Source organism: Erwinia papayae, from assembly GCF_058241465.1.
Window position 1 is genome coordinate 1,015,841 of record NZ_JBZCHT010000013.1, and the last position, 23,115, is coordinate 1,038,955.

Genomic DNA, 23,115 nt, shown 5'->3' on the forward strand with positions numbered 1-23,115 from the left:
TGTCATAATCTCCTTTGAGATGAGTTAACGAGTTGAATCATGAATGGAGGTATTGTTATTTTATTTTTTACAACTTCATTATAAGAATTTTTTTCCAGTAGTTGTTTTTAACATTTTGGTTTTTTTTCTCAAATCACATCTTGTCACCACAGTAGCATCATATTTAATTTTTATGGAAAGCAACTGAAGGAATCACCATGGCTATTTATATACGGCCTTTTGCTCTCAATGTTCTGACGTTAACACTTTTTCCTTTCAGCGCTCTGGCCGATCAAAACTGGAGTGTAACTGACGGAACAACGGTGGAAGTCACCGAGGGATATCACTCTACGGATACCACTATTCCGCTGTATGCTGCCGGGGCAAACAGCCAGCTTATTACTGACTCCGATCTCTCTTTTTCCACCACGGCGGACAGCACCTATGTTGCTCATATCAGGGAGCAGGCGGGACTGACCCTCAACGATGCCACGCTATCATCTGAAGGCATCAGCGCCTATGGCGTCTACCTCTATCAGAACAGCTCACTGATTATGAATGGTGGGTCAATCAGTACCTCGGGATATGGCAGTAATGCCATCCAGTCAAATAGTTCCAGTTTGTCACTGACGGATGCGGATATTTCCACCAGTGGCGCATCAGCTTACGTGCTGTATATGTCGGGCGGCACACTGGAAGCGGAAAATGTGCAGATGACCGCCAGTGGTACCAGTTCGTCAGCACTTTATCTCTCAGGGACTTCCGGTGTGGCCAGCGCCACGTTGAATAACGTCGAGATCGATCAGACCAGCATAAACGGCGGAAATGCGATAGCCGTATATAACAGCTCGTTAACTGCCACCCAGTTGACGGTCGATTCAAGTGCGACATCGATGCCGGCCATTCTTGGTGGAACAGGGAGCACGCTGACCCTGACTGACAGCAGCGTCACTGCCGCCTATACCGGCATCAGGCTGATGGGCGGCAGCGCAACATTAACCAATGTCGACGTGTCGACCAACGGAAGTTATGGCTATGCGTTGGATGTCAATGTCAGTTCCTCTGCCACGATTCAGGGAGGAAGCTATCAGACAACAGGTATTGCTGCACATGGCGTCTGGTTATCCTATGCCACTTCCTCGCTGGAGGCGTCTGATACCCGTTTTGTTACCAGTGGAACCAGCTCACATGCAGTGGATATCCAGAGCGGCTCGGCTGTCATCAAAGACAGTACGCTGAGCACGTCCGGCAATTACAGTTATGGTTACTACACCGAAAGCCAGGCGGAAGGCAGCGGTTTGACTATCAGCACCACCGGTACATACAGCTATGGCGCTGTTGCGCGTGGCGGAAATCTGGTGTTGAGCGACTCCACCGTCACCACCACCGGCAATGGTGGCTATGGTCTTGTTGCCATGACTGCGGGCACTCTGACCGCTACCGACTCTGTTATCAGTACCTCCGGGGCAAATGCGGCAGCGATTCTCAGCAGCGGAGAAAACAGTGTCGTCACCGCAGAAAACATTACCGCGACGACCAGCGGCAGGGCATCATCTGGCGCGCAGGCTCTGAATGGCGGCACCATTACACTGCTTAATTCCACCCTCACTACTACAGGCGATCAGAGTACCGGATTGTCTGCACAACAGGCCTCTACTATCACTGCCGACGGAGTGACGGTCAGCACGGTGGGTGCGGATGCCGCAGCATTGCAAACGTCCCTCTCGACATTGAATATCAGCAATAGTCAACTGACCACTACCGGTCTGGCGGTCGGGTTACTGGCCAGCGGTCAGGCGGACGGGCAGCAAAATACCGTCACATTAGACAATGTTACCCTGACCAGTGAGCAGTCTACGGGCGTGCTTGTACAGGGAAGCGATCTTGAACTGACATTGCAAAACGGGACGGTGATTACCGGCGGCGATGGTGTGGCGCTTCAGGCTTCGGCAACGGAAGCAAGCGATGGAACCCAGACCCATTCAACGGTAACGGTCAATGCCTCTGGTAATGTCTCGTTGCTGGGCGATGTTATCGCGGACAGCGAAGAGGAGGTGATTAGCTTATCCCTGAGCGATAACTCCCTGCTGTCAGGTGTGACTCAAAGTGTCAGCCTGCTCTCTCTGGACAGTACCAGCCGCTGGGTAATGAGTGGTGACTCGACCGTCGTTGACCTGCAACAGGATGGTCTGGTCACCTTTAACAGTGCCAGTGGTTTCAGCACGCTGACGGTAACCGGCGATCTTTCTGGTTCCGGCGAGTTTGTCCTGCGTACCGAAGCAGGAGATGACGACTCCCCCACCGATCAAATCCTGGTGAACGGCAATGCGACCGGTGATTTCAGCCTGACGGTGCTCAATCAGAATGGCCTGGGTGCGTTAACTAATGCCGGGATTTTACTGGTTAAGGTTGCCGGAGATGCCACCTCAGCCAGTTTTACTCAGAAGGGGAGCGTGGTTGCCGGACTGTATGAATACTTTGTCAACAAGGTGGGTGACAACAGCTGGTATCTGCAATCTTCATATATTCCGGTTGATCCGGAAATTCCGGTTGATCCGGAAACGCCAGACACAACTGATGACACGACAGACTCGGCAGCAGATGAAAGCGTGACTACCTGGCGTCCGGAAATTGCTGGCTACATGATGGCGCCGTATCTGAATGCCGCTTACGGTTTTCAGTCAGCCGGAAATTATCATACCCGCCTGGGGGCTTACCAACATGGGAGCGCAGTCTGGGGAAGAACCTGGGGTCGTCACGATCGCTATGCAGCAGGGCGTTATGCTTACAACGTTAACAGCGCTTTTGTGCAGTTAGGCGGTGATGTGATGCAAAAAGATCTGGCGAGTGACTGGCATATTAAAGCCGGGCCGATGCTCACTCTGGGGCGCATCCGCAGCGGTAACCGTGATAATGCCCGAACGCTTCGTGAAGGTCTCTCTGCTTATGTCGGTAAGACGGAAACCACGGCTTATGGCGTGGGAGGTTATTTCACCGCATGGCACGATGACGGTAGCTATCTGGATACGGTGGGGCAGATAACCCGCTACAGCAACCGCTTTACCAGTCTGACCAGGGCGAAGATGGACAGCTACAGCGCCCTGCTCTCGGCTGAAGTGGGCAAGCCTTTTAGTGTTTACCAGCAGCTAAGCATTGAGCCGCAGTTTCAACTGATTGGGCAGTACATGAACATCAGTCAGGGCTATGCCAGCGGGGTGAAAATGAAAGATCAGAACATCACGACAGGACAGGCCCGACTGGGTGCGCGACTGTTTTATGATGCAACCAGAGTTCAGCCCTACGTGAAAGCAGATATCGTTCGCCAGCTGGGTAAAACGCCGGGAATGATCCTTGACGATCAAACGTTCAGGCCGGATATCAGCAAGGGGTACTGGCAAACCGGTTTAGGGATTGCTGGTAAAGTCACCGGCCAGCTGAGTGTTTATGCTGAAGCCAGTTACTTGCGCAGCATGGGAAAAGGTCTGGAAGGCTATAACGGTAACCTCGGCATTAAGTATCATTTTTGATAAAAAAGGCTTGCAGCACAGCATGTTGTAAGCCCTTTCCTTCTTTATCCTGCGGTCATTGTTTAAGGCAATGATCGTCATCTGTGAATAAAATAATCAAAATGTAGTAGTGACGAAAATACGCCGGTAGTCAAATTGATAACGCCAATGAAACTGATTATCATTCGCGAACAAAAAACTACCTGTTTACTAACATATGAACTCGCCATTTACTCGTTTTGTCACTTTTTATCGCCTCAGTGGAAAAACCCAGTCGGTTATTTTTGCCTCCCTGCTCAGCAGCAGCGGCGCATTAGCGGCAGACGCGGTTAAAGATCAAACTCTGACCGTCACTGCCGATCAACCCGGCACTGGCGGCAGCTACAGCCAGGACTCGGCCACTATCGCCACGCGAACGGCTACGCCTCGAAATGAGATCCCCCAGTCAGTCAGCGTTGTCACGCCACAGGTGATCGAAGATTACCAGGTCAAAACCGTTAACGATGCGGTGAAATTTGTCAGCGGTGTGACCCAGGGAAATACGCTGGGTGGAACAGAAGATGGCTTTGTTAAGCGCGGGTTTGGCGCGAATTCAGATGGTTCAACCTTCCTCGACGGGGTGCGCAGCAACCAGGGGTTGTCAATGGATTCCACCATTGATCATGTGGAAGTGCTGAAAGGTTCGGCTTCGCTGCTATACGGCATCCTTAATCCGGGCGGGGTCATTAACCTGGTCAGTAAAAAACCACAGTACGAGTGGAACACCCACATCAGCGGAGGAACCAGTAGCTTCGGCGGCGGTACGGGTACTGTTGATGTGACCGGTCCGCTGGGCAATGGGTTCGCTTTTCGGATGATTGCCGAACGGCAACGTGAAGATTACTGGCGCAATTTCGGCGTAAATGATCATACGCTGCTTGCTCCTTCACTCAGCTGGTTTGGTGAAAAAGCCTCGTTTAACCTCAGCTACGTGGAGTACAAATACGATATTCCGTATGACCGTGGCACCGCGTTTATTAACAACAACCCGGTAAATGTCCCCTATAACCAGCGCCTTGACGATCATGCCAACCACGCCTGGGGGAAAAATAAGCGCCTGAACTTCAACTTCGCCTGGAAGCTGGATGACACCTGGGATACTCATTTCAACTATGCCTGGATGCAGCGCCGTTACGACAGTAATGAAGTTCGCGCTACGGCAATAGATACCACCACCGGGATCGTTTCCCGCCGCGCGGATGCCAACCGTGGTTTTAACCATCAGACAACTTACCTGTCATGGGATATCGGCGGCAGCCCGGAAATCTGAGGTATGCAGCATGATGTGATGCTCGGCGTGGATTACGAGCAAAACGAAACCTACAAGGCTTACTCTTACCGTGGCAAGGTGTCGAAAACCTTTAATATGTATGACCCGGTATATGATGAAGAACCGATAGTCAGCAGCAGCACCTATACGGACAGCCTGAGCAATGTACGCACCAATCTTTACAGCCGCTCTGTCTTTGCCAAAGACAGCATTCATCTGACCGATAAATGGATCGCCGTGCTGGGCGGGCGCTATCAGCGTTACACCCAGACCAGCAGCTACGGATTTGTGAATCCTACTTCATCACTGAACGATCGTGGAGACGCCTTCCTGCCGCAGATGGGGCTGGTGTATAAAGTCCTGCCTGACGTCTCACTGTATGGTAGCTACAGTCGTTCGTTTACCCCGTCAACAGAAACCGATGACGATGGCAACGTGGCATCCACCGAAAAAGGCACCACCTGGGAAGTGGGGGCGAAATGGCAGGTTGTGCCTGCACTCTCAGCCACTCTGGCGCTGTATCGCATTGATGAAAAAGATATGTCGGTCTACATCAATGGTGTAACGCGTAATATTCCAAAGGCACGTTCCAGTGGGGCGGAAGTGGAGATCAACGGTGAGCTGACCAAAGACTGGAACCTGATCGCCAACTACAGCTACGACAAAACCAAAATCGTTGAGGACGATGTTAATCCTGAAAACGTAGGTAACCGTCTGGTTAATGCGCCAACCAATATGGCCAGCCTCTATCTGAGCCATACCCTGCGTTTCTCCTGGCTACCGGGCGAACTGCGCGTGGGCGGCGGTGGCCGCTATGTGGGCAGTCGGGCAGGCGATCCTGAAAACAGCTTCACCATGCCCGACTACACCGTAGCCGACGCTTTTGTTGCCTGGGACAGCCAGCTGGTGGGCAAACATACCCAGCTTAAGCTGAACATCGATAATCTGTTCAACAAAGAGTATTACGAATCCAGTGCCGGTAACCTCCGCGTCAGCGAAGGTGAACCTCGCGTTGTTTATCTACAGGCCGCCGTCGATTTCTGACCGGAGAAAAGGATGAAAAAAGCACTGATCTTTGCGCTGCTGATGGTCAGCAGCGTGGCACCGGCAAAAACGGTTACTGATATTCTGCAACGCACGGTGGAAGTCCCGGACAACCCGCAAAGGATAGTGGTGGGCGAGGGCAGAATGATTTATACCCTTGCGCTGGTGGAAGAAGGAAACCCGGTCAAACGGGTGGTAGGCTGGCCGGGCGATCTGCAACGGCTGGACAGCCAGACCTGGGATCGCTACAGCACCGCATTCCCCGAGATCAAAAAGATCCCGATCGTCGGCAAAGCTAACTACGCGCAAATCAGTGTGGAAAAGGTGATCGCGCTGCGTCCTGACCTGGTTATTCTGCCGGTGTATGCCAAACAGGCGAGTAACCATGACAGTTTTCAGCAACAGCTGACCGAGGCGGGGATCCCGGTTATCTACATCGATACCCGCGTTGACCAGCTAAAGAACACCGTGCCGAGCCTGAGAATTCTGGGTGAAGTCCTCAATGATCAGGTGAAAGCGCAGCGGTTTATCGCGTTTTATCAGCAGCATATGAATCTGATCCGCGATCGTTTGCAGCAGGCAAAACCACATCGTCCCAGCGTGATGTTGCAGTTGCACATCGGCCGCAGGGAAGTGTGCTGTACCACGGTTGGACACGGTAATCTGGCCGATTTGCTGGCCTTTGCTGGGGGCGACAATATTGCAGCGGGGCGTTTTGCCAGCGTCTTTGGACAAATTTCGCCGGAGGCGGTGATCGCGGCAAATCCTCAGGTGTTAATTGTCACTGGCATGGCAGGACCTGAGCAGTCGGGACAGTTGCAACTTGGTCCACAGGTTAACGCACAGCAGGCACAGCAGAGTTTTGCTCAGGCACTGCAACGTGAAACCATGCTCTCATCGTTACCGGCTATTCGTAACGGTAAGGCTCTGGCGGTATGGCACAATTTCTATATGAGCCCGTGGCATCTGCTGGATGTGGAAATTTTTGCCAAAGCTTTCCATCCACGGTTGTTCCGCGATCTCGATCCGGCGAAAACCCTGCGACAGATGAATCAGGAATTTCTGCCTGTTGCGGAGACGGGAACTTACTGGACGGGGATGGAGACCAGTCATCTGGAACAGCCACCAGGCAGGCAATAGCGGCTACAGCGACATTTTGCATCCTGCCGTATCAATAAACTCGGTCAGGTTAACACCTGCTCAACAGAGTAAAGCCCGCGTCGATGAGGTCAGGCCATCAACGCGGGCTTATTTTTGCCGTCGGTGTCAGTCGTTAATATGAGGATGCTGATTGATCAGATGCTTACGCTTCTCTTCCAGCTCAGCAATCTGTGTGCTGATCTCTTCAATCTTGCTCTCAATATTATCGTGATGCTCCTGTAACAGCTCCTTCGCTTCGGTGATATCGGAAGCGGCAGGCGTGGCACCGCGCAGTGGCTTATTGGCCGTTTCCTTCATCATGATCCCGGTGACCAGACCGATAACCGCCACCACCATCAGGTAGTAGGCTGGCATATAAAGGTCGGTGGTCGTCTCCACCAGCCATGCTGCCAGAGTGGGCGTCAGACCGGCTACCAGAATCGAAATGTTGAAGGCGCTGGCCAGCGCACTGTAGCGAATATGCGTCGGAAACATCGCCGGAAGCGAAGAAGCCATTACGCCGGTAAAACAGTTCAGCACCACGGCCAGAACCAGCAGCCCGGCAAAAATCAGCCCCATCACATTACTGTTGATCAGCATAAAGCAGGGGATCGACAGCACCAGCAGGGCGATACTGCCGACAATCACAAATGGACGACGACCAAATTTATCGCTCATCAGCCCCATAACCGGTTGCACAAACAGCATCCCAATCATGATGGCAATAATAATCAGCACGCCGTGATCTTCGGAATAATGCAGATTATGTGACAGATAGCTTGGCATGTACGTCAGCAGCATGTAGTAAGTGACGTTAGTGGAAATCACCAGGCCAATACAGGCCAGCAGACTTTTCCAGTGTTTACTGGCGATCTCTTTAAAGGAGACTTTGGGGCCATCGCTCAGGCCTTCCCGGTCGCCCTGCTCCAGCTTGTCCACATGCTGTTGGAAAGCGGGTGTTTCTTCCAGCGCGTGGCGCAAATAGAGGCCGATAATACCGAGCGGCAGCGCGACAAAAAACGGGATGCGCCAGCCCCACTCAAGAAACTTCGCTTCGCCCACCACGGTGGAAATTAATACCACCAGACCCGCACCCAGAACGAAACCGGCAATAGAACCAAAATCGAGCCAGCTGCCCATAAACCCGCGTTTACGGTCAGGCGAGTATTCTGCGACAAAAATCGATGCGCCGGTATATTCACCACCAACCGAGAAGCCCTGCGCCATCTTACACAGCAGCAGCAGTACGGGTGCCCAGATGCCTATTGAGGCATGCGACGGTATCAGACCAATACAGAAGGTACTGACCGACATAATAATAATGGTAATGGAGAGGATCTTCTGGCGACCATATTTGTCACCCAGTGCGCCAAAAAATACGCCGCCAAGCGGGCGGATCAAAAAGGGAACAGAGAAGGTGGCCAGTGCGGCAATCATCTGCACGCTGGGATCGGCTCCGGGGAAGAATACCTGGCCCAGTGCATAGGCCACGAAACCGTAAACGCCGAAGTCGAACCACTCCATGGCGTTACCTAATGATGCGGCGGTAATTGCTTTGCGTAACCTGGCATCATCAATGATCGTTACGTCTTTTAAGCCGATTGGCTTAACACGCTTCCTACGTAGCTTCATATAAAACACCCTGTAATTAATTGTTTTTCAACCAGAACATTCCCGTTCACCAGAAAAAAAGGTGCTGCGTCTGGCGAAATGGTACGGATGGTGTAGATATCTTTTCTCCTACAGCCAGCGGAGTATTGCGGGCAGTTGCCTGCCTGAGCAGATATCCGTCTGTGCTAAGTATATCGTCTCTTTGAGATGTAACATAATTTATGCCTTAAACCACTTCAGGCAACCTGTGCATAAAACATGTAAAGATAAGCTCTTTTTTGGGCTTTGCTTGCGGGAAGAAACGTAAAAAATAATGGGTTAGCGGACAGACCCCATTTTCCTTCTGCGGTGGCTGTGCCGGCAGGAAGCTCACGAAAGATAAAAACGATACAAAATGATTTTCGGCTGTTATGTTGCCTGAAATCCCTCTGACGAAGGCAATACGTGATGAAGATGACTGATATTCCGTTTGGCACCACCGCATGGTCAGCGCTGGCAGTGACCGAACATCCCGGAGAAAGTGGCAAAGCCTTCTGGAAAACGCAGAATTTCGGCGAAGTTCGCGTCAGAATGGTTGAATATTCTGCGGGATACAGAGCCGACCATTGGTGCTCCAAAGGCCATATTTTGCTGTGCCTGTCTGGCGAACTGCATACAGAACTGGATGATGGCCGTGTCTTCACACTGACCGCCGGTATGAGCTATCAGGTGGCAGATAATGCCGAGGCGCACCGCTCTTGGACTGACAGTGGTGCACAGCTGTTTATTGTTGATTGACGGTCTGAAAGCGCCTGGCTTTTCCGGGAGGCTACAGGCATAAGCAAGATGCCCGGCTCGTTTTCTTTGTTATTGTCATCCCGGCAGCCAGCACAGCGAACATCTTGTTTAAAATCGGGTTATAGTAAAAATTCCTGTTCTTCTGAAGGTGTTGATTTTCATGCCTGAGCAACCTGCAACGGAACTCGCTCCGAGCGGTTTACGCTTAAATCTGCGCATTATGTCCGTAGTCATTTTCAATTTTGCCAGCTACCTGACCATCGGCCTGCCACTGGCGGTACTGCCTGGCTATGTACATGATGCGATGGGTTACGGCGCATTCTGGGCCGGACTGGTCGTCAGCCTGCAATATTTTGCCACTCTGCTCAGCCGGCCTCATGCCGGGCGGCTTACCGATCTCTGGGGGCCCAAAAAGGTGGTGATTGTCGGCCTTTGCGGCTGCCTGCTTAGTGGGCTTTGTTATGCGCTGGCGGCGTTGAGTGCAGGGCTACCGGTGCTCAGCCTGCTATTGCTGTGCCTTGGCAGGGTTATTCTGGGCTTTGGCCAGAGCCTGGCCGGTACGGGAGCAACCCTGTGGGGCGTCGGTGTGGTCGGCTCGTTGCATATAGGTCGGGTTATTTCCTGGAATGGCATTTTCACCTACGGCGCTATGGCCATAGGTGCGCCAGTGGGCGTGGCAATTTATCGCTGGGGTGGGCTGTTGTTGTTATCCGGCCTCATCATTGCTATCGCGCTGGTGGCGATACTGACGGCGCTGACCAGGGCTGCGGTGAAAAGCAGCAAAGGGCAGCCGCTACCTTTTCGTGCGGTACTGGGCAAAGTATGGAATTTTGGTCTGCTCCTCGCGATGGGCTCAGCCGGATTTGGCGTAATAGCGACATTCATCACGCTGTTTTATCAGGAAAAAGGGTGGGAAGGTGCCGCCTGGGCGCTGACGTTATTCAGTGGTGCTTTTGTCGGCACCCGCCTGCTTTTTCCCAATGCCATTAACCGCTATGGTGGACTGCCTGTTGCTATCGTCTGTTTTGCCGTTGAGGCTGTTGGTCTGTTTCTGGTCTGGGGATCGGTGGATCCCTGGATGGCGAAACTGGGCGCTTTTCTCACCGGAGCCGGTTTTTCTCTGGTCTTTCCGGCGGTGGGTGTGGTGGCGGTCAAAGCCGTGCCGCCACAGAACCAGGGAAGCGCCCTGGCGACCTACACGGCATTTATGGATCTTTCGCTGGGCATTACCGGCCCGCTGGCGGGGCTGGTAATGAGCTGGTTTGGCGTTCCGGTGATCTATCTGCTCAGCGGCCTGCTGGTCTGTCTGGCGACGGTGCTAACCTTAAATGTCTACCGCAGGCTGAAACAGAGTGAGACGGCCTACTGATTTTTCTCCTGCGCCGCCGCCCTGGCCCGCCTTAATAGCAGCCAGACCCGCACGGTTTTCACCGCCACACGGCGTGCGGCGGTGGATTCATTCTCCCCCGGATGGGGGTCAGGCTCGCAGGTAGTGCACTCGGTTCCTTTGCTCATCCATTTACCTTTGCCGTTCAGGATCAGATTAGCGACGATAGCCACACAGGTGCCCAGCGTGATACCGCTGTGCAGGAACATTTTTGCCAGCTCCGGTAGCTGAGCAAATAGCTGGGGAACCAGCACCGGCATCAGTCCCAGTCCCAGCGTCAGGGCCACCACCATCCCGTTATTATTATTACGATAATTAACCTGTCCCAGCGTACGAATGCCGGAGACGGCAACCATACCAAACATCACCACACCCGCACCGCCGAGGACCGGTTTAGGTATTATCACCACCAGCGCCGCCAGTTTTGCGAACAATCCCATCAGGATCAGAATGATGCCGGAACAGGCGACCACAAAGCGGCTGCGTACCCCGGTCAGGCTGATCAGCCCCACGTTCTGGGCAAATGCCGCATAGGGAAACAGGTTGAAAAAGCTGCCGCACAGGGTTGCCAGACCGCAGGCCAGCAGTCCTTTTTTCAGTGTGGTGGCATCGGCCTTGCGACCCACAATTTCGCCGGTTGCCATCATCGATGACATAGTTTCTACCATCACGACGACCATCACCATGGTCAGCAGCAGAATCGGCAGAAGATGGAATTCCGGTGAGGCAAAGCGCATCGGGACAGGCAAATTGAGCCAGGGGGTAGCCGCCACCTGGCTGAAGTCCAGCGTGTCCACAACGTACCAGACAGCAGAACCGATGATCAGGCCAATCAGCACGGCTATATTTTTAACCAGCCCGGAGGCAAATGTGTAAATATTCAGGATGATGACCAGCGTTAACGCAGCCAGCGACAGAGCCATCAGATTGCCAAAACCCTGCATATCACTGTTGCCGCCGCCTATCCAGCCTCCGGCTACGGGCATAATCGACAGGCCGATCAGGGCGACTATCGACCCCATCACCACTTTAGGAAAAAAGCGTACCAGCTTGCTGATCCACGGTGCACAGATAAGGGCAAATACCCCCGCGACCATCACTGCCCCGCTGATGCCGCCCATGCCATACTCTCGGCCAATTAACACCATCGGGATCAATGCCGCAAAAGTACAGCCCTGGACCACCGGCAGGCGACAACCCAGCCATTTGCCGATACCCAGCGTTTGCAGCAGCGTGGCGGCACCGCAGACGAAGAGATCGCTGCTGATCAGCAGCACGATCTGGTCATTACTCATGCCCAGTGCGGAGCCAACCACCAGCGGCACAGCCACCGCCCCGGCGTACATCACCAGTACATGCTGAAGGCCATAGAGCATCATCAGTCCAATTGGCAGCAGCTCATCGACGGGAAGTGTTGATGAAGGGGAAAGATGCGAGGGGGATACTGAAACATTCATGGTCAGATTTCTCCATTACGGCCGTGGGAATGGCATTCCCGGCTACGATTCGAAGGTGTTAAACCTCCCTGATTACGCCAGGTCTGCTTCCGGGCAGTGCCTGGCGCGAATGGAGAATGCTTAAGTTGTGCCAGTCTGTGGCTTGCCGACAAAAAGAGAATGAAAACTGGAAGCAGGATCACGCCATCTCTGGAGCAACAGCTGTGTCAGTGGCTTAACGGATATCAAGGAAATCCGCTACGGGCCGCTCACCTCTCATTATCATTTCCCACTTATCAAACTGAGAAAGCGCAGAATTTCAGCGATAGCTGTCATAATTTAAGTCGCAGGCACCCGGGCTTTTCTCACTCCCCCAGCCAGGTACTGATCTACTCTGCTGGAGATTTATCGCCTCGCCGCCGCCCTGCAACTCGAATTATTCAGGGCAGATAAAGAAGGGGCCACCGGCCTGACGCCGATCCATTTTCACAGCGTGGCCATTTTCTGCCAGAGACGCTGCGCGGCTTTACGGGCTTCGGCATACAGCGGCGCGACGTCAAAAGTAAACTGACGGTCTTCATATACCATACGACCCGCGACCATCACGCTGTGAACGGCAGTGCTGGTCAGTCCAAACGCCAGATGACCAGGCAGATTTTCTGCCTGTAACGGCGTGGGGGAGAGATAATCACAGATGGTCAGGTCGGCAGTGTAGCCTGCCGCCAGTCGGCCAAACGGCCGGGCAAAATTCCGCTCCAGAATGTGGTTGCCGTTATACAACATTTGCAGAAAACTGTCCGGCCACAGCTTCCCTCCGGCATCCCGGTGTTTGAAATACGCGAACTTAAGCTCCTCAAACATATCGGCACCAATACCGTCAGTCCCCAGTGTGGCCAGCTGATACTCAGCAAGATGGTGATTGTAGCCAACATGATTATTCATATTGGAACGGGCGTTGTGTACCAGGGCGGCTCCCCGCTGGTTGAGCAGTGCGACTTCATCCGCAGAAAGCCACAAAGCATGAGCAATAAGGGTTTTTTCATCCAGCAGGTCAAACTGATCCAACCGCACTATGGGGTCCTGGCCATATTTATCATGACTGTGGGACACGTCATATTTGTCTTCCGCAACATGAATATGCAGCCCGCGCCCGGTAATTTTTCTGGCCTCGCGTAACATTTCCAGTCCCGCATCCGGCACGGTAAACGGAGCATGTGCCCCCAGATGCGCCTCCACCAACGGTGCCTGCTGGCTGGTGGCACGCTCACTGTCAATCAGGCTGGCGAAAGCCACATTCTCTTCCACTCCGGCTTCCAGCTCTTGCAGGCCCGCGTTACGATCGGTGGTTTCAAAACAGGTCATTCCGCGTAATCCTGCTCTGATAAAACCCTGACGCAGAATAGCCAGTGAACCTTTAATTAACGAGGGTGAGGCATGGTGATCGATTACCGCAGTGCAGCCGTGGCGGATCGCCTCCAGTGAGCATATCAGCCCGCTGTAGTAGAGCGATTCTTCATCAAGAGCACGATCCAACCGCCACCACAGATGTTTAAGTGTGGAGATAAAATCCGGGCAGGGCGGAATGGGGGCCAGCACGCCACGAGACAGGCCGGAATAGAAATGGTTATGGGCGCAGACCAGCCCCGGCATCACCAGGCGCTGCTGCATCTCTCTGACGGTCGCCTGGGGGTAATGCGGGCGGAGATGCGCACCGGTAGCCACGATGCGGTCGTTTTCAATAACAATATCGATGCCATGATCGATCTGGCAGGGTGAAAATTGAACTGCGGTACAGTTTTCTAACAAAATCATGGTCATTCCTCCACGCTGCCCAGCAGATAGTGATGATGTTGATGGGTATAGCGAATAATCTGCGCCATGCTGGTCAGTTCTTCCGGCAGGTCACCGGCGATCTCTCCCTCGGAACCGAGCTCCAGCTGCCAGGTGCGGTCTTTCAGCCGGATTTGCACCGCCGACTCTTTCACCAGAAAACCCGGATTGCTGCTGTTATTAAAATCTTCCTGCAAGCTGAACACGGTCACTTTGTCTTTATAGGGTTTACCCTGCCACGGGCAGAACTGTGCGCAGTTGCCACATTCGTTACATAAGGCATCAAGATGCAGGATCTGCTGAGGGTTCTGGAAACCCGGTACGGAAAGCGCTACGTTGGCCCGGTTTGGGCAAACATCGACACATTTAGCGCAGACGTAGTGACATTCCAGGCAGCGGGCGGCTTCCTGTCGGGCAAAGGCTTCACCGTCGTCACAGGCAATCTGGCGGACAGCGACAGTGCCTTTACGGGCCCAGATGGCAGCAGGATTGCTGTTAAGCCAGCGTTTATCGTCATTGCTTCCACGAATATTTTCCCGTCTGAGAATGGTATCGGCTGCCTTGCGGGCGCTGCCGATAGCAGAGACGACAGAGGCCGGACCGGTTTGTACATCGCCAATCAGAAACACACCTGGCACGCTGGTTTCCAGTGTCTGAGGGTTAACCGAGGGATATCCGTCTGCGGCCATTTCCAGCCCCAGCCTCTGCAACAGGTCGGTATCCGCTTGTTCACCGGTGGCGGTAATCACCGCGTCAAAATACCGAGAGCGAGTTTGTTCTGTTGCCAGCGGACGGCGGCGTCCCTGGCTGTCCGGTTCACCCGGTTTCATCACTCTCATCACCAACTGGCCTGCGTGGTCAAATCCTTCCGGGCTGAGCAGAGTTTCAAAGCCCACACCTTCCTGTCTGGCAGCGTTAATCTCCTCCGGCCAGGCAGGCATATCCCGGTGTTCACGTCGGTAGATGATGGTGACGCTGTTGACGCCGGGTACGCGACGGGCAGCACGGGCGCAGTCCATTGCGGTATTTCCGGCTCCCACCACGGCCACCTCTCCCCGCACCTCTCCTGCCAGCTGATTGCGATTAAAACGTCGGAGAAATTCGAAAGACTTGAGTGGCTTAACACCTGAACCCGACAGTTGCAGGCGGTTACTCTTGCCGGCCCCAACAGCGATACAGATTGAGGAGAAGCCCTGCCTGCGCAATGAGGCGATGGTCAGATCAGGGGCACAGTTGTAAACAAATTTCACACCGTGCTCGCTAATAAAGTTGATGTCATGGTGGATAAGCTCAGCCGGGATGCGAAACTGCGGCACGATATTTTTGACCACGCCGCCAGCACTCTCCTCGCGTTCAAACAGAGTGACCGGATGCCCCGCTCTGGCAAGGAAATATCCTGCCGCCAGGCCAGCAGGTCCGGCACCCAGTACCGCAACCGGGTGTCTGTTGCCGGAACCGGCGGGCTTATGCCAGCGCTGCCGGTAGCCCTGCCAGCCTTTTTCCAGCGTGATTTTTTTTATGCGCCGGATATTCAGCGCATTTTCATAATCAAGCCTGGTGCAGTTGTTCTGACACTGATGATCGCAGATATGCCCGGTGATCGCGGGCAACGCGTTGCGCTGATAAATCAGCTCAAGCGCATCGGTGTAACGCCCTTCTCCTGCCAGACGCAGATATTCGGGGATGTCCTGATGGATGGCGCAGGCAGTGACGCAGGGTGCCACATAGCAGTCAGTGAGAGGCAGGCTGGCACCGGTATCAATCTCGTCACGGCTTTTCCACTCTTTTTGCGCCCAGTCAGCTTTCAACGCCTGCTCAGCCAGCGCCCGCAGGCGCACCACATCAATCTGATGGCTGTCCCAACCCTCACTGCCGTCCAGCCGTTCCGCGCAGTTTTTCATGCGCAGATAGCCGCCGGGTTTCAACAGGTCGGTGGCCATGGTAATGGGCTGAATACCGGTAGCGAAAATGTCGGCAATGTTGAACTGACTTGCCCCACCGGAGTAAGAAATGGGCAATTTACCGTCAAAATGTTCAGAAAGTACTGCCGCCACATTGATCGACAGGGGATAAAGTGCGCGGCCTGACATATACATCTCTTCACCGGGTAGTCGCCGCTTATGATTACGCGCCCCAAGCGTATTGGTCAGTTTGACGCCGAAGCTCAGTTGCTGCTTTTTCCCCAGCGCAATCAGACGCTCCAGCATTGCCAGCGCCTGCGTCAGTTGCAGATCGTGGCTGAAGGATGCTTCATTCAGCGAGATATAGTCAAAACCATTGCCGTCGAGGATCTCTCTGACCCGCTGGTAGCCCAGCAGTGTGGGATTAAGCTTCACACAGGTGTGCAGTTTTTTCTCGGTGAGCATATAGCGGCAAATCGATTCGATTTCGTCCGGAGGGCAGCCATGCATCGTTGACAGAGTGACACTGTTAACCATCTCTGACGAAATACGGGCGGGAAGGCTCTGTAACGCGGAGCGGTCAGCTTTCGCCAGTAACCTGTAATCACCCCGGGCGATAAAGTCTGCTAACGCCTGCTGGTAGCGGGCGAATTTCGGATTGTTGCGGGTATCCACCATCTGATCAATAAACTGCTGCATCCTGAGTTGCTGAATGCCTTTTAAATCATAGCCAACGCTCATATTAAAAATAAAAGAGCGCGACTGGCCGTGATGTCTGGGAGTAAAAATCTCTTCCAACAGATGCAATACCATCCAGGCTTTCAGGTATTCGTCATGGGCCTTTTCCAGCGTGAATTCGGTAGACCATTCGGTGTTCCAGGCCTCGTCGCTGGCGTCGATACAGGGTTTATCCAACTCAAGACGGTCCAGAATTTGTACCGTTTTCAGTTCGATAAAACTGCCTCCTGTCAGCCATGCCACAATGATATTCTGCGCCAGCTGGGTGTGTGGCCCGGCGGCTGGCCCCAAAGGCGTATCGCATCGCCGGCCGAAACAGGCTATCTGACGCGATGGGCTGCGGGAATAAAATGCCTGTTCAGGTATGCCAAACACCGACTGATTTTCCTGATATTCGGCGCAGATTCGTGTCAGAAGGGCGTCGAAAGGGATGGGACGCATTATGTCACCCATACACATTGCTCCTTTGTGCTGCTTGCGGATACCCGGTACTGAAACGCGCTTACCGTCCCGGGTGTGACTTACCGCAGGGCTTTAGCAACAACTGCGCCAGAGCTTTAGTGATGGACTATTTTCATTATATTTCGTGATGCTATTCGCACTCCCCAGAACGGTAACCGGCCAGACAGTGGGTATTTGATAATGAAAATCATTTAGTTACTGACCCGGAGCGGGAAAAAACCTCATTTTTCGCAAATTAATAAATTTCTCGCTCAATATGAGAAATAGCGGCGATTTTTTGTGATTCGTGTCATGGGCATGAGGTTTAAAACCGGCATACAGGTTGCATCAACTGACGGTGACATTAATCAGAGGATGTTTGCCATGAGCCTGTTCGCCGTAGCCTGTCGGCTGGAAAAAGAAAATGTTGCCTTCGCCCTGATCCACATCATTGAGAGTCGCGGCTCAACGCCACGTCATTCGGCCAGTATGCTGGTGGCAGAAAATGGCGAAACGGCCGGGACCATCGGTGGAGGAAAGATGGAAAATCTGGTGATGGAGCAGGCGCTGGAGGCGCTGGCCGAAGGGCAGGCAAGACTGTTTCATGGCCAACTGGCGCGTCAGGGCGATCATGCGGTAGGCGCAGATTGTGGCGGGGCGATGACGGTGCATATTGCTGTTTACTCCAGCCGCCCGGCGCTCTTTTTACTCGGTGCCGGACACGTCAATCGTGCACTGGCTCAGGCAGCGCTGCCGCTGGGTTATGAGGTGATCATTGCCGATCCCTGGGAAGAAAATCTTCGTCATCCGCAGCTGCCGACTACCTGCCAGCGCGTCGCAGGAGACAACTACAGCACTATCATTGCCACATTGCCGCTTAAAGAGAACAGTTATGTGGTGATTGCCACTAATCATCAGGATCGCGAGGTCCTTGAACAAATGCTCTGGCTGCCCTGTTGCTATCTTGGGCTGCTGGCAAGCCGCAAGAAGGCTCAGCATTTTCGACAGTTGCTAATCAGTCAGGGGGCAGACGATCTCTTGCTGCAAAAACTGCATTCACCGGTGGGTATGGATATCAATGCGGAGACGCCGGAAGAGATCGCCGTCAGTATCCTGGCTGAAATTATCTGCCACCGGCGTAGTCAGCGCTGTTGTGGCGGCAGCGGGGCTGCCGGGTCATTGCCAACGCAGACTGGCTGCAACGCTACTGCTGAATGAGGGTTCCGGTCAGACCTGCAATGCCCTCTCTGGCTCTGGCAAGTAAAGTAATTAATGCTCGGCGACCAGGGCGGGATTCAGCAAAATACGCAGCCGCTGCAACTTTTGGCAGCATCGAGCCAGCGGCAAACTGTTGTAAGGCTGTCAGGCGGTGCGCCTCCTGTGGCGTCAGGCTGTCGAGCCACTGCTGTTGCGGCGTGTTGAAGTTAATCGCCACCTTTTCCACGGCGGTAAGAATGATCAGCATATCGGCATTGATATCACTTGCCAGCACCGCGCTGGCCCAGTCTTTATCGATTACCGCGCTGGCACCACGCAGGTGATTGCCTTCGGCGATAACCGGAATGCCTCCACCACCCGCGACAATGGCAATCTGCCCGGCGGCCAGCAGCGCGGTGACCGCAGGCGCTTCAATGATCTCCTGAGGTTTGGGCGAAGCGACGACACGCCGCCAGCCCCTTCCAGCATCCTCCCGCAGAACAAATCCCTGCTTACGCTGTTTTTCCGCTGCCTGCGGGCTGAGAAACGCACCAATGGGTTTATCAGGCTGAAGAAATGCCGGATCCTGCTCATCCACCCGCACCTGAGTAATGAGCGATACCACATTTTTATTTATCCCGCGATTTCTCAGCGCCTCCCGCAGAGCATTCTGTAAGTCATAGCCGATGTAGCCCTGACTTAACGCGACGCAGACCGACATCGGCAGGACGGGAGCATGAACAGAGGTATGGGCAGCTGCGGCAAATGCCTGATTTATCATGCCCACCTGCGGCCCGTTGCCATGGGTTATCACCAGCTCATGTCCTTCTGCCACCAGCCCGGCGATGGTTTCTGCCGTGGTTCTGACCGCCTCCATCTGGCCGGAAAGGCCTTCGCCAAGAGCGTTCCCCCCCAGCGCCAGTACGATTCTTTTCTTCATGGTAACATCCTGTTAATAAATGGTTTTCTTGCGATAAACTGACCATGTCCGGCGTGGCCGGTAAACTGACCCTGGCGGCAGACGATTTCGCCGCGCGACAGGGTCATCGTTGGCCACCCCTGACAGCGGAAGCCTTCCCACGGAGAGTAGTCGCCATTGTCGTGCAGTTGGTGGTGATGGATAGTCTGATTTTTGTCGATATCAAACAGCACCAGGTCGGCATCAGAGCCGGGCAGCAGGCTGCCTTTCTCCGGCCATAATCCAAACAGTCTGGCTGGGTTGCTGCTGGTCAGGGCAACGAAACGCGAGCGGCTGATGCGCCCGGTCATCACCGCCTCAGAGAACAGCAGAGCCAGTCGGTTTTCCACGCCTGGTAACCCGTTAGGGCAACAGGTAAAGTCTTCCGAGGCCATTTGCTGGCGTTGCGAGAACGGAAAGTTGCAGTGATCGGTGGCAACGGTATCAATGCTGCCATCTGCAATCCCCACCCACAGCTTATCCAGTTCGGCACGGGGACGAAGCGGCGGGCTGAGCATAAATTTCAGACCGTCCGGGCGCAGATAACAGTTCATATCCAGAAGCAGATACTGAGGGCAGGTTTCCACCCAAACCGGTTGTCCGGCATTTCTGGCCAGCCTTGTATATTCCAGTCCCAGCCCGTTAGAGAGGTGGACAATGTACAGTGGTGCATCCCCTGCCAGTCGGGCGAGATTAATGGTTCTGGCTATCGCTTCTGCTTCGCAGGCGGATGGGCGGCTGTGCGCGTGCCAGATGGGGGCCAGACGGTGCTGCTTTCTGCATTCGCTCAGTCGCCACCGGATAGCGGCATCATTTTCCGCATGCACGGTTGCCAGCGCCCCGGTATCGCCCAGTTTTTGCAGTACCTGAAGTATTTCCGCATCATGCAGAAAATGGCTGTAGGTGAGATAAAATTTGAAGCTGCTGATCCCCTCGTCATGAACCATTGCGGGTATTTCTTCGATAATCTCCTCGTTGACATGCTGAATAACGCCGTGAAAGCTGTAGTCGATTACCGCCGATCTGGCGTCCTGATGATATTTCTCCAGCTGATGGTGCAGGGTGCAACCCGTTGGCCCAAACCCCATATGGTCAACGATAGTGGTGGTCCCGCCACAGGCGGCTGCCCGGGTTCCGGTAAAAAAATCATCACAACTCCTGGCGATGCCCACATCAATATTGAAGTGAGTGTGTACATCAACGCCACCGGGCATCACCAGCAGACCACGGGCATCAATGACCTGCATATCGTCACTGACAGCGATATCTGGATGGCGGCGAGCAATTTTACCCAACTCAATCAGCATATCCTGCTGGTACTCCCCTGACTCATCCACCAGCGTGCCGCCTTTAATTAACGTTCTCATGGTCTTTCTCCCTTCGGCGCTCAGCGCAGAGCGCCGACATCAGAACGGGCGACTATTTCGTCTGTTGCATCCAGGCCAGTGGCGTGGCGGCATACAGCGCAGCGCAGGTGACCAGGTGCTCTTTCCAGGTTTTTTCATCAGGCGCGTGGGCTTCAGGTTCTTTACCCGGACCAAAGCCAATCACAGGAATGCCATGACGGCCCATAATTGAGACGCCATTGGTCGAGAAGGTCCATTTATCAACGACCGGCTCGCGATTAAATAACCCACGATAGGCTTCACGCAGGGTTTTTACGGTGAAATGGTCTTCTTCCACTTTCCAGGTAGGGAAGTAACATTCTGTGGGGTAGACCAGCCCGGTCCATGAGGCGCGTTCGTAATGATAGAGTGAGACGTCGGCTTGCGCCGCTTTGACCGCGGGCAGAGCGCGGATCTCATCCAGTGCCACTTCCCAGGTTTCACCCCACGTCAGACGGCGATCGATAGAGACGGCGCAGCTGTCGGCCACCGCACAACGGCTGGGTGAGGTGAAGAAAATTTCTGAAACCGTCAGCGTACCCTTACCCAGAAACTCATCATTACCGAGTCTGCCCGCCAGCGACTGCAATTCCATCAGCACCGGTGCCATTTTAAAGATGGCGTTGTCGCCCCGTTCAGGAGCAGAACCGTGACAGCTCACGCCCTGCACCTCAACGCGGATTTCCATCCGGCCACGATGACCGCGATAAATCTGGCAGTCGGTAGGCTCAGTGCTGATGACAAACTCGGGGCGAATCTTCATCTGCTCAATAATGTACTGCCAGCACAGACCGTCACAGTCCTCTTCCTGAACCGTGCCGGTGATAAGCAGGGTGTACTCATCTTCCAGACCCAGCTCCTTAATAATCTTTCCGGCATAGACCATTGCCGCCATGCCGCCTTCCTGGTCAGAGGCACCGCGTCCCCCAATCAACTCGTCGGTTTCCATGCCTTCATAGGGATCAAAATGCCAGTTTTTGAGATTGCCCACGCCAACGGTATCGATATGGCCGTCCATTGCCAGCAGACGAGGACCGTGGCCTACATAGCCCAGAATATTGCCCATCGGATCGATTTCTACCCGATCAAATCCGACCTTTTCCATCTCCTGCTTAATACGTGCAATAACCCGTTTTTCATCACAGCTTTCACTGGGGATGGCGATCATATCGCGCAAAAAACGTGTCATATCCGGCTGATATTTTCTGGCCAGTTTAAGGATCTGGTCATAAGGGATTGGCCTGCTCATCTGCTACTCCTGTCGTTGCTGATTAATTCCAAATTTTCCTTCCCACACCACTTCCCGATAATGTTCGGGATCGGTATCGCCTTCGCTGCTCAGTAGTAACACGCGCGAGTCGGGGGTGAGTTTCAGTTTCTCCATCCATTCGCCGCGTTGGGGGTGGCAAAGTATCGCTGCCAGGACCCCCATCCCCGCTGCGCCTGATTCGCCGGAGACAATGCGGGGATCCTCTGCCAGCGGATTGCCCAGCACCCGCATTCCCAGAGCGGCGACGCGATCGTCACAGGAGATAAAGTGCTGGACGCAGTCTCGCAGCAGCGGCCAGCCCAGCGGATTCGGTTCCCCACAGGCCAGACCGGCCATAATGGTGTTCATTTCGCCCTGAACATTGACCATTTTTCCCTGTTGTGCCGAGCGAAACAGACAGTCGGCTTTATCCGGCTCCACCACCACCGCGTGCAATTTTCCTGCACCAAAGACATCACTCAGGTAACCCAGCACACCGGCCGCCATCGCCCCCACTCCTGCCTGCAAAAACACATGCGTGGGGTGAGGAATCTCCATGGCTTTCATCTGTTCCACTGCCTCATCGGCCAGCGTGGCATACCCCTGCATAATCCAGGTGGGAACCTGGGTGTAGCCCTCCCAGGCGGTGTCCTGCACCACTTTCCAGCCTTTCTCCTGCGCGGTGCGCATGGTTAATCTGACGGTATCGTCATAGTTCATATCGGTAACAATGCATTCGGCACCCAAATCGGTGATATGACCAACGCGGGCGGCCGATGAGCCTTTCGGCATGAAGATCACCGCACGCTGCCCCAGTTCTCTGGCTGCCCAAGCCACGCCCCGGCCATGATTACCGTCGGTGGTGGAGGTAAAGGTCAGTGGTTGCGGATGCTGCTGACGGAACGATTCGAAAGAGAAGTGATGAATATCCAGCTGATACTCTTCACAAAGCAGGCGGGCGATGGCCCATGCGCCCCCTAACATCTTGAACGCGTTGAGTCCGAATCGTTTCGACTCGTCTTTGACTAATACATTCTCAACGCCCAGCGCTGCGGCGAAGGCGGGCAGCGAGTGAAGTGGTGTTGGCTGATAGCCAGAGAGGGTGCGGTGGAAGGCGCGGGCTTCTCTGGCTGACTCACGGCTGAACAGCGGCGAACAACGAGGAGCAAAGTGTTCGTTACTGATAATCTGCATGGCCGAACGGAACGATGACATAACGTTTTCCCC

At 54.0% G+C, this 23,115-nt stretch carries 13 protein-coding genes and 1 pseudogene; 6 read left to right on the top strand and 8 right to left on the bottom strand.

The window, feature by feature from the left end; all coding sequences use genetic code 11:
* Positions 1–197: 197 nt before the first annotated feature.
* The 3 genes and pseudogenes from AC3RPL_RS20780 (at position 198) to AC3RPL_RS20790 (ending at position 6,978) form a co-directional block, all read left to right on the top strand.
* The gene (locus tag AC3RPL_RS20780) at positions 198–3,506 is read left to right on the top strand and encodes an autotransporter outer membrane beta-barrel domain-containing protein (RefSeq protein WP_490741395.1); all 3,309 of its coding nucleotides are present in this window, start codon (positions 198–200) and stop codon (positions 3,504–3,506) included.
* Positions 3,507–3,702: 196 nt separating this feature from the next.
* Positions 3,703–5,838 (top strand): annotated as a pseudogene (locus tag AC3RPL_RS20785) (TonB-dependent siderophore receptor).
* Between the two features lie 12 nt (positions 5,839–5,850).
* Positions 5,851–6,978 carry an ABC transporter substrate-binding protein gene (locus AC3RPL_RS20790; protein ID WP_490741396.1) on the top strand — a complete coding sequence of 376 codons (1,128 nt, stop codon included), beginning with the start codon at positions 5,851–5,853 and terminating at the stop codon, positions 6,976–6,978.
* Positions 6,979–7,104: 126 nt separating this feature from the next.
* Here AC3RPL_RS20790 and proP read toward each other — a convergent pair whose 3' ends face one another.
* Positions 7,105–8,610, bottom strand: a complete 1,506-nt coding sequence (proP, locus tag AC3RPL_RS20795; protein ID WP_034934339.1) for a glycine betaine/L-proline transporter ProP — start codon at positions 8,608–8,610, stop codon at positions 7,105–7,107.
* A gap of 426 nt (positions 8,611–9,036) precedes the next feature.
* Between proP and AC3RPL_RS20800 the strand changes: the two genes are divergently transcribed.
* On the top strand, positions 9,037–9,366 hold the full coding sequence (locus AC3RPL_RS20800) for a DHCW motif cupin fold protein (RefSeq protein ID WP_034934338.1): 330 nt from the start codon (positions 9,037–9,039) through the stop codon (positions 9,364–9,366).
* 160 nt (positions 9,367–9,526) lie between these two features.
* Complete coding sequence (locus AC3RPL_RS20805) at positions 9,527–10,735, top strand: MFS transporter (RefSeq protein WP_490741397.1); 1,209 nt, start codon at positions 9,527–9,529, stop codon at positions 10,733–10,735.
* On the opposite strand, the gene AC3RPL_RS20810 is transcribed toward AC3RPL_RS20805, so the two are convergent.
* The 3 genes from AC3RPL_RS20810 to ygfK all read right to left on the bottom strand — a co-directional run bounded on the left by AC3RPL_RS20810 (position 10,729) and on the right by ygfK (position 17,111).
* The gene (locus tag AC3RPL_RS20810; RefSeq protein ID WP_490741398.1) at positions 10,729–12,210 is read right to left on the bottom strand and encodes a nucleobase:cation symporter-2 family protein; all 1,482 of its coding nucleotides are present in this window, start codon (positions 12,208–12,210) and stop codon (positions 10,729–10,731) included. The genes AC3RPL_RS20805 and AC3RPL_RS20810 overlap by 7 nt on opposite strands.
* Positions 12,211–12,675: 465 nt before the next feature.
* Positions 12,676–14,001 carry a putative aminohydrolase SsnA gene (gene ssnA, locus AC3RPL_RS20815; protein WP_490741399.1) on the bottom strand — a complete coding sequence of 442 codons (1,326 nt, stop codon included), beginning with the start codon at positions 13,999–14,001 and terminating at the stop codon, positions 12,676–12,678.
* 2 nt (positions 14,002–14,003) lie between these two features.
* Positions 14,004–17,111 (bottom strand): putative selenate reductase subunit YgfK, encoded by a 3,108-nt coding sequence (ygfK, locus tag AC3RPL_RS20820; RefSeq protein ID WP_490741400.1) that lies wholly within the window; start codon positions 17,109–17,111, stop codon positions 14,004–14,006.
* A 372-nt stretch (positions 17,112–17,483) separates the two neighbouring features.
* Here ygfK and AC3RPL_RS20825 point away from each other — a divergent pair, with 372 nt between their 5' ends.
* Positions 17,484–18,317, top strand: coding sequence for an XdhC family protein (locus AC3RPL_RS20825; protein ID WP_490741401.1), 834 nt, complete (start codon positions 17,484–17,486; stop codon positions 18,315–18,317).
* Here the strand turns inward: AC3RPL_RS20825 and arcC are convergent.
* The 4 genes from arcC to dpaL are packed head-to-tail and all read right to left on the bottom strand — an operon-like array spanning position 18,304 to position 23,103.
* Positions 18,304–19,236: a carbamate kinase gene (arcC, locus tag AC3RPL_RS20830; protein ID WP_490741402.1), complete on the bottom strand. Its 933-nt coding sequence runs from the start codon at positions 19,234–19,236 to the stop codon at positions 18,304–18,306. The genes AC3RPL_RS20825 and arcC overlap by 14 nt on opposite strands.
* Positions 19,233–20,621: a dihydropyrimidinase gene (gene hydA / locus AC3RPL_RS20835; protein ID WP_490741403.1), complete on the bottom strand. Its 1,389-nt coding sequence runs from the start codon at positions 20,619–20,621 to the stop codon at positions 19,233–19,235. The genes arcC and hydA overlap by 4 nt, the downstream gene beginning before the upstream one ends.
* A 52-nt stretch (positions 20,622–20,673) precedes the next feature.
* Entirely contained in the window at positions 20,674–21,888 is a 1,215-nt protein-coding gene (locus AC3RPL_RS20840) for a YgeY family selenium metabolism-linked hydrolase (protein ID WP_490741404.1), read from the bottom strand.
* Between the two features lie 3 nt (positions 21,889–21,891).
* Positions 21,892–23,103 carry a diaminopropionate ammonia-lyase gene (gene dpaL / locus AC3RPL_RS20845; protein ID WP_490741405.1) on the bottom strand — a complete coding sequence of 404 codons (1,212 nt, stop codon included), beginning with the start codon at positions 23,101–23,103 and terminating at the stop codon, positions 21,892–21,894.
* Between the last annotated feature and the right edge of the window lie 12 nt (positions 23,104–23,115).

What these genes read in the sequence shown, in the direction of transcription:
- hydA (WP_490741403.1), bottom strand. Translation starts at nt 20,621, where the DNA reads ATGAGAACGTTAATTAAAGGCGGCACGCTGGTGGATGAGTCAGGGGAG.
- ssnA (WP_490741399.1), bottom strand. Translation starts at nt 14,001, where the DNA reads ATGATTTTGTTAGAAAACTGTACCGCAGTTCAATTTTCACCCTGCCAG.
- proP (WP_034934339.1), bottom strand. Translation starts at nt 8,610, where the DNA reads ATGAAGCTACGTAGGAAGCGTGTTAAGCCAATCGGCTTAAAAGACGTA.
- AC3RPL_RS20800 (WP_034934338.1), top strand. Translation starts at nt 9,037, where the DNA reads ATGAAGATGACTGATATTCCGTTTGGCACCACCGCATGGTCAGCGCTG.
- dpaL (WP_490741405.1), bottom strand. Translation starts at nt 23,103, where the DNA reads ATGTCATCGTTCCGTTCGGCCATGCAGATTATCAGTAACGAACACTTT.
- AC3RPL_RS20805 (WP_490741397.1), top strand. Translation starts at nt 9,527, where the DNA reads ATGCCTGAGCAACCTGCAACGGAACTCGCTCCGAGCGGTTTACGCTTA.
- arcC (WP_490741402.1), bottom strand. Translation starts at nt 19,236, where the DNA reads ATGAAGAAAAGAATCGTACTGGCGCTGGGGGGGAACGCTCTTGGCGAA.
- AC3RPL_RS20790 (WP_490741396.1), top strand. Translation starts at nt 5,851, where the DNA reads ATGAAAAAAGCACTGATCTTTGCGCTGCTGATGGTCAGCAGCGTGGCA.
- AC3RPL_RS20810 (WP_490741398.1), bottom strand. Translation starts at nt 12,210, where the DNA reads ATGAATGTTTCAGTATCCCCCTCGCATCTTTCCCCTTCATCAACACTT.
- ygfK (WP_490741400.1), bottom strand. Translation starts at nt 17,111, where the DNA reads ATGGGTGACATAATGCGTCCCATCCCTTTCGACGCCCTTCTGACACGA.
- AC3RPL_RS20840 (WP_490741404.1), bottom strand. Translation starts at nt 21,888, where the DNA reads ATGAGCAGGCCAATCCCTTATGACCAGATCCTTAAACTGGCCAGAAAA.
- AC3RPL_RS20825 (WP_490741401.1), top strand. Translation starts at nt 17,484, where the DNA reads ATGAGCCTGTTCGCCGTAGCCTGTCGGCTGGAAAAAGAAAATGTTGCC.
- AC3RPL_RS20780 (WP_490741395.1), top strand. Translation starts at nt 198, where the DNA reads ATGGCTATTTATATACGGCCTTTTGCTCTCAATGTTCTGACGTTAACA.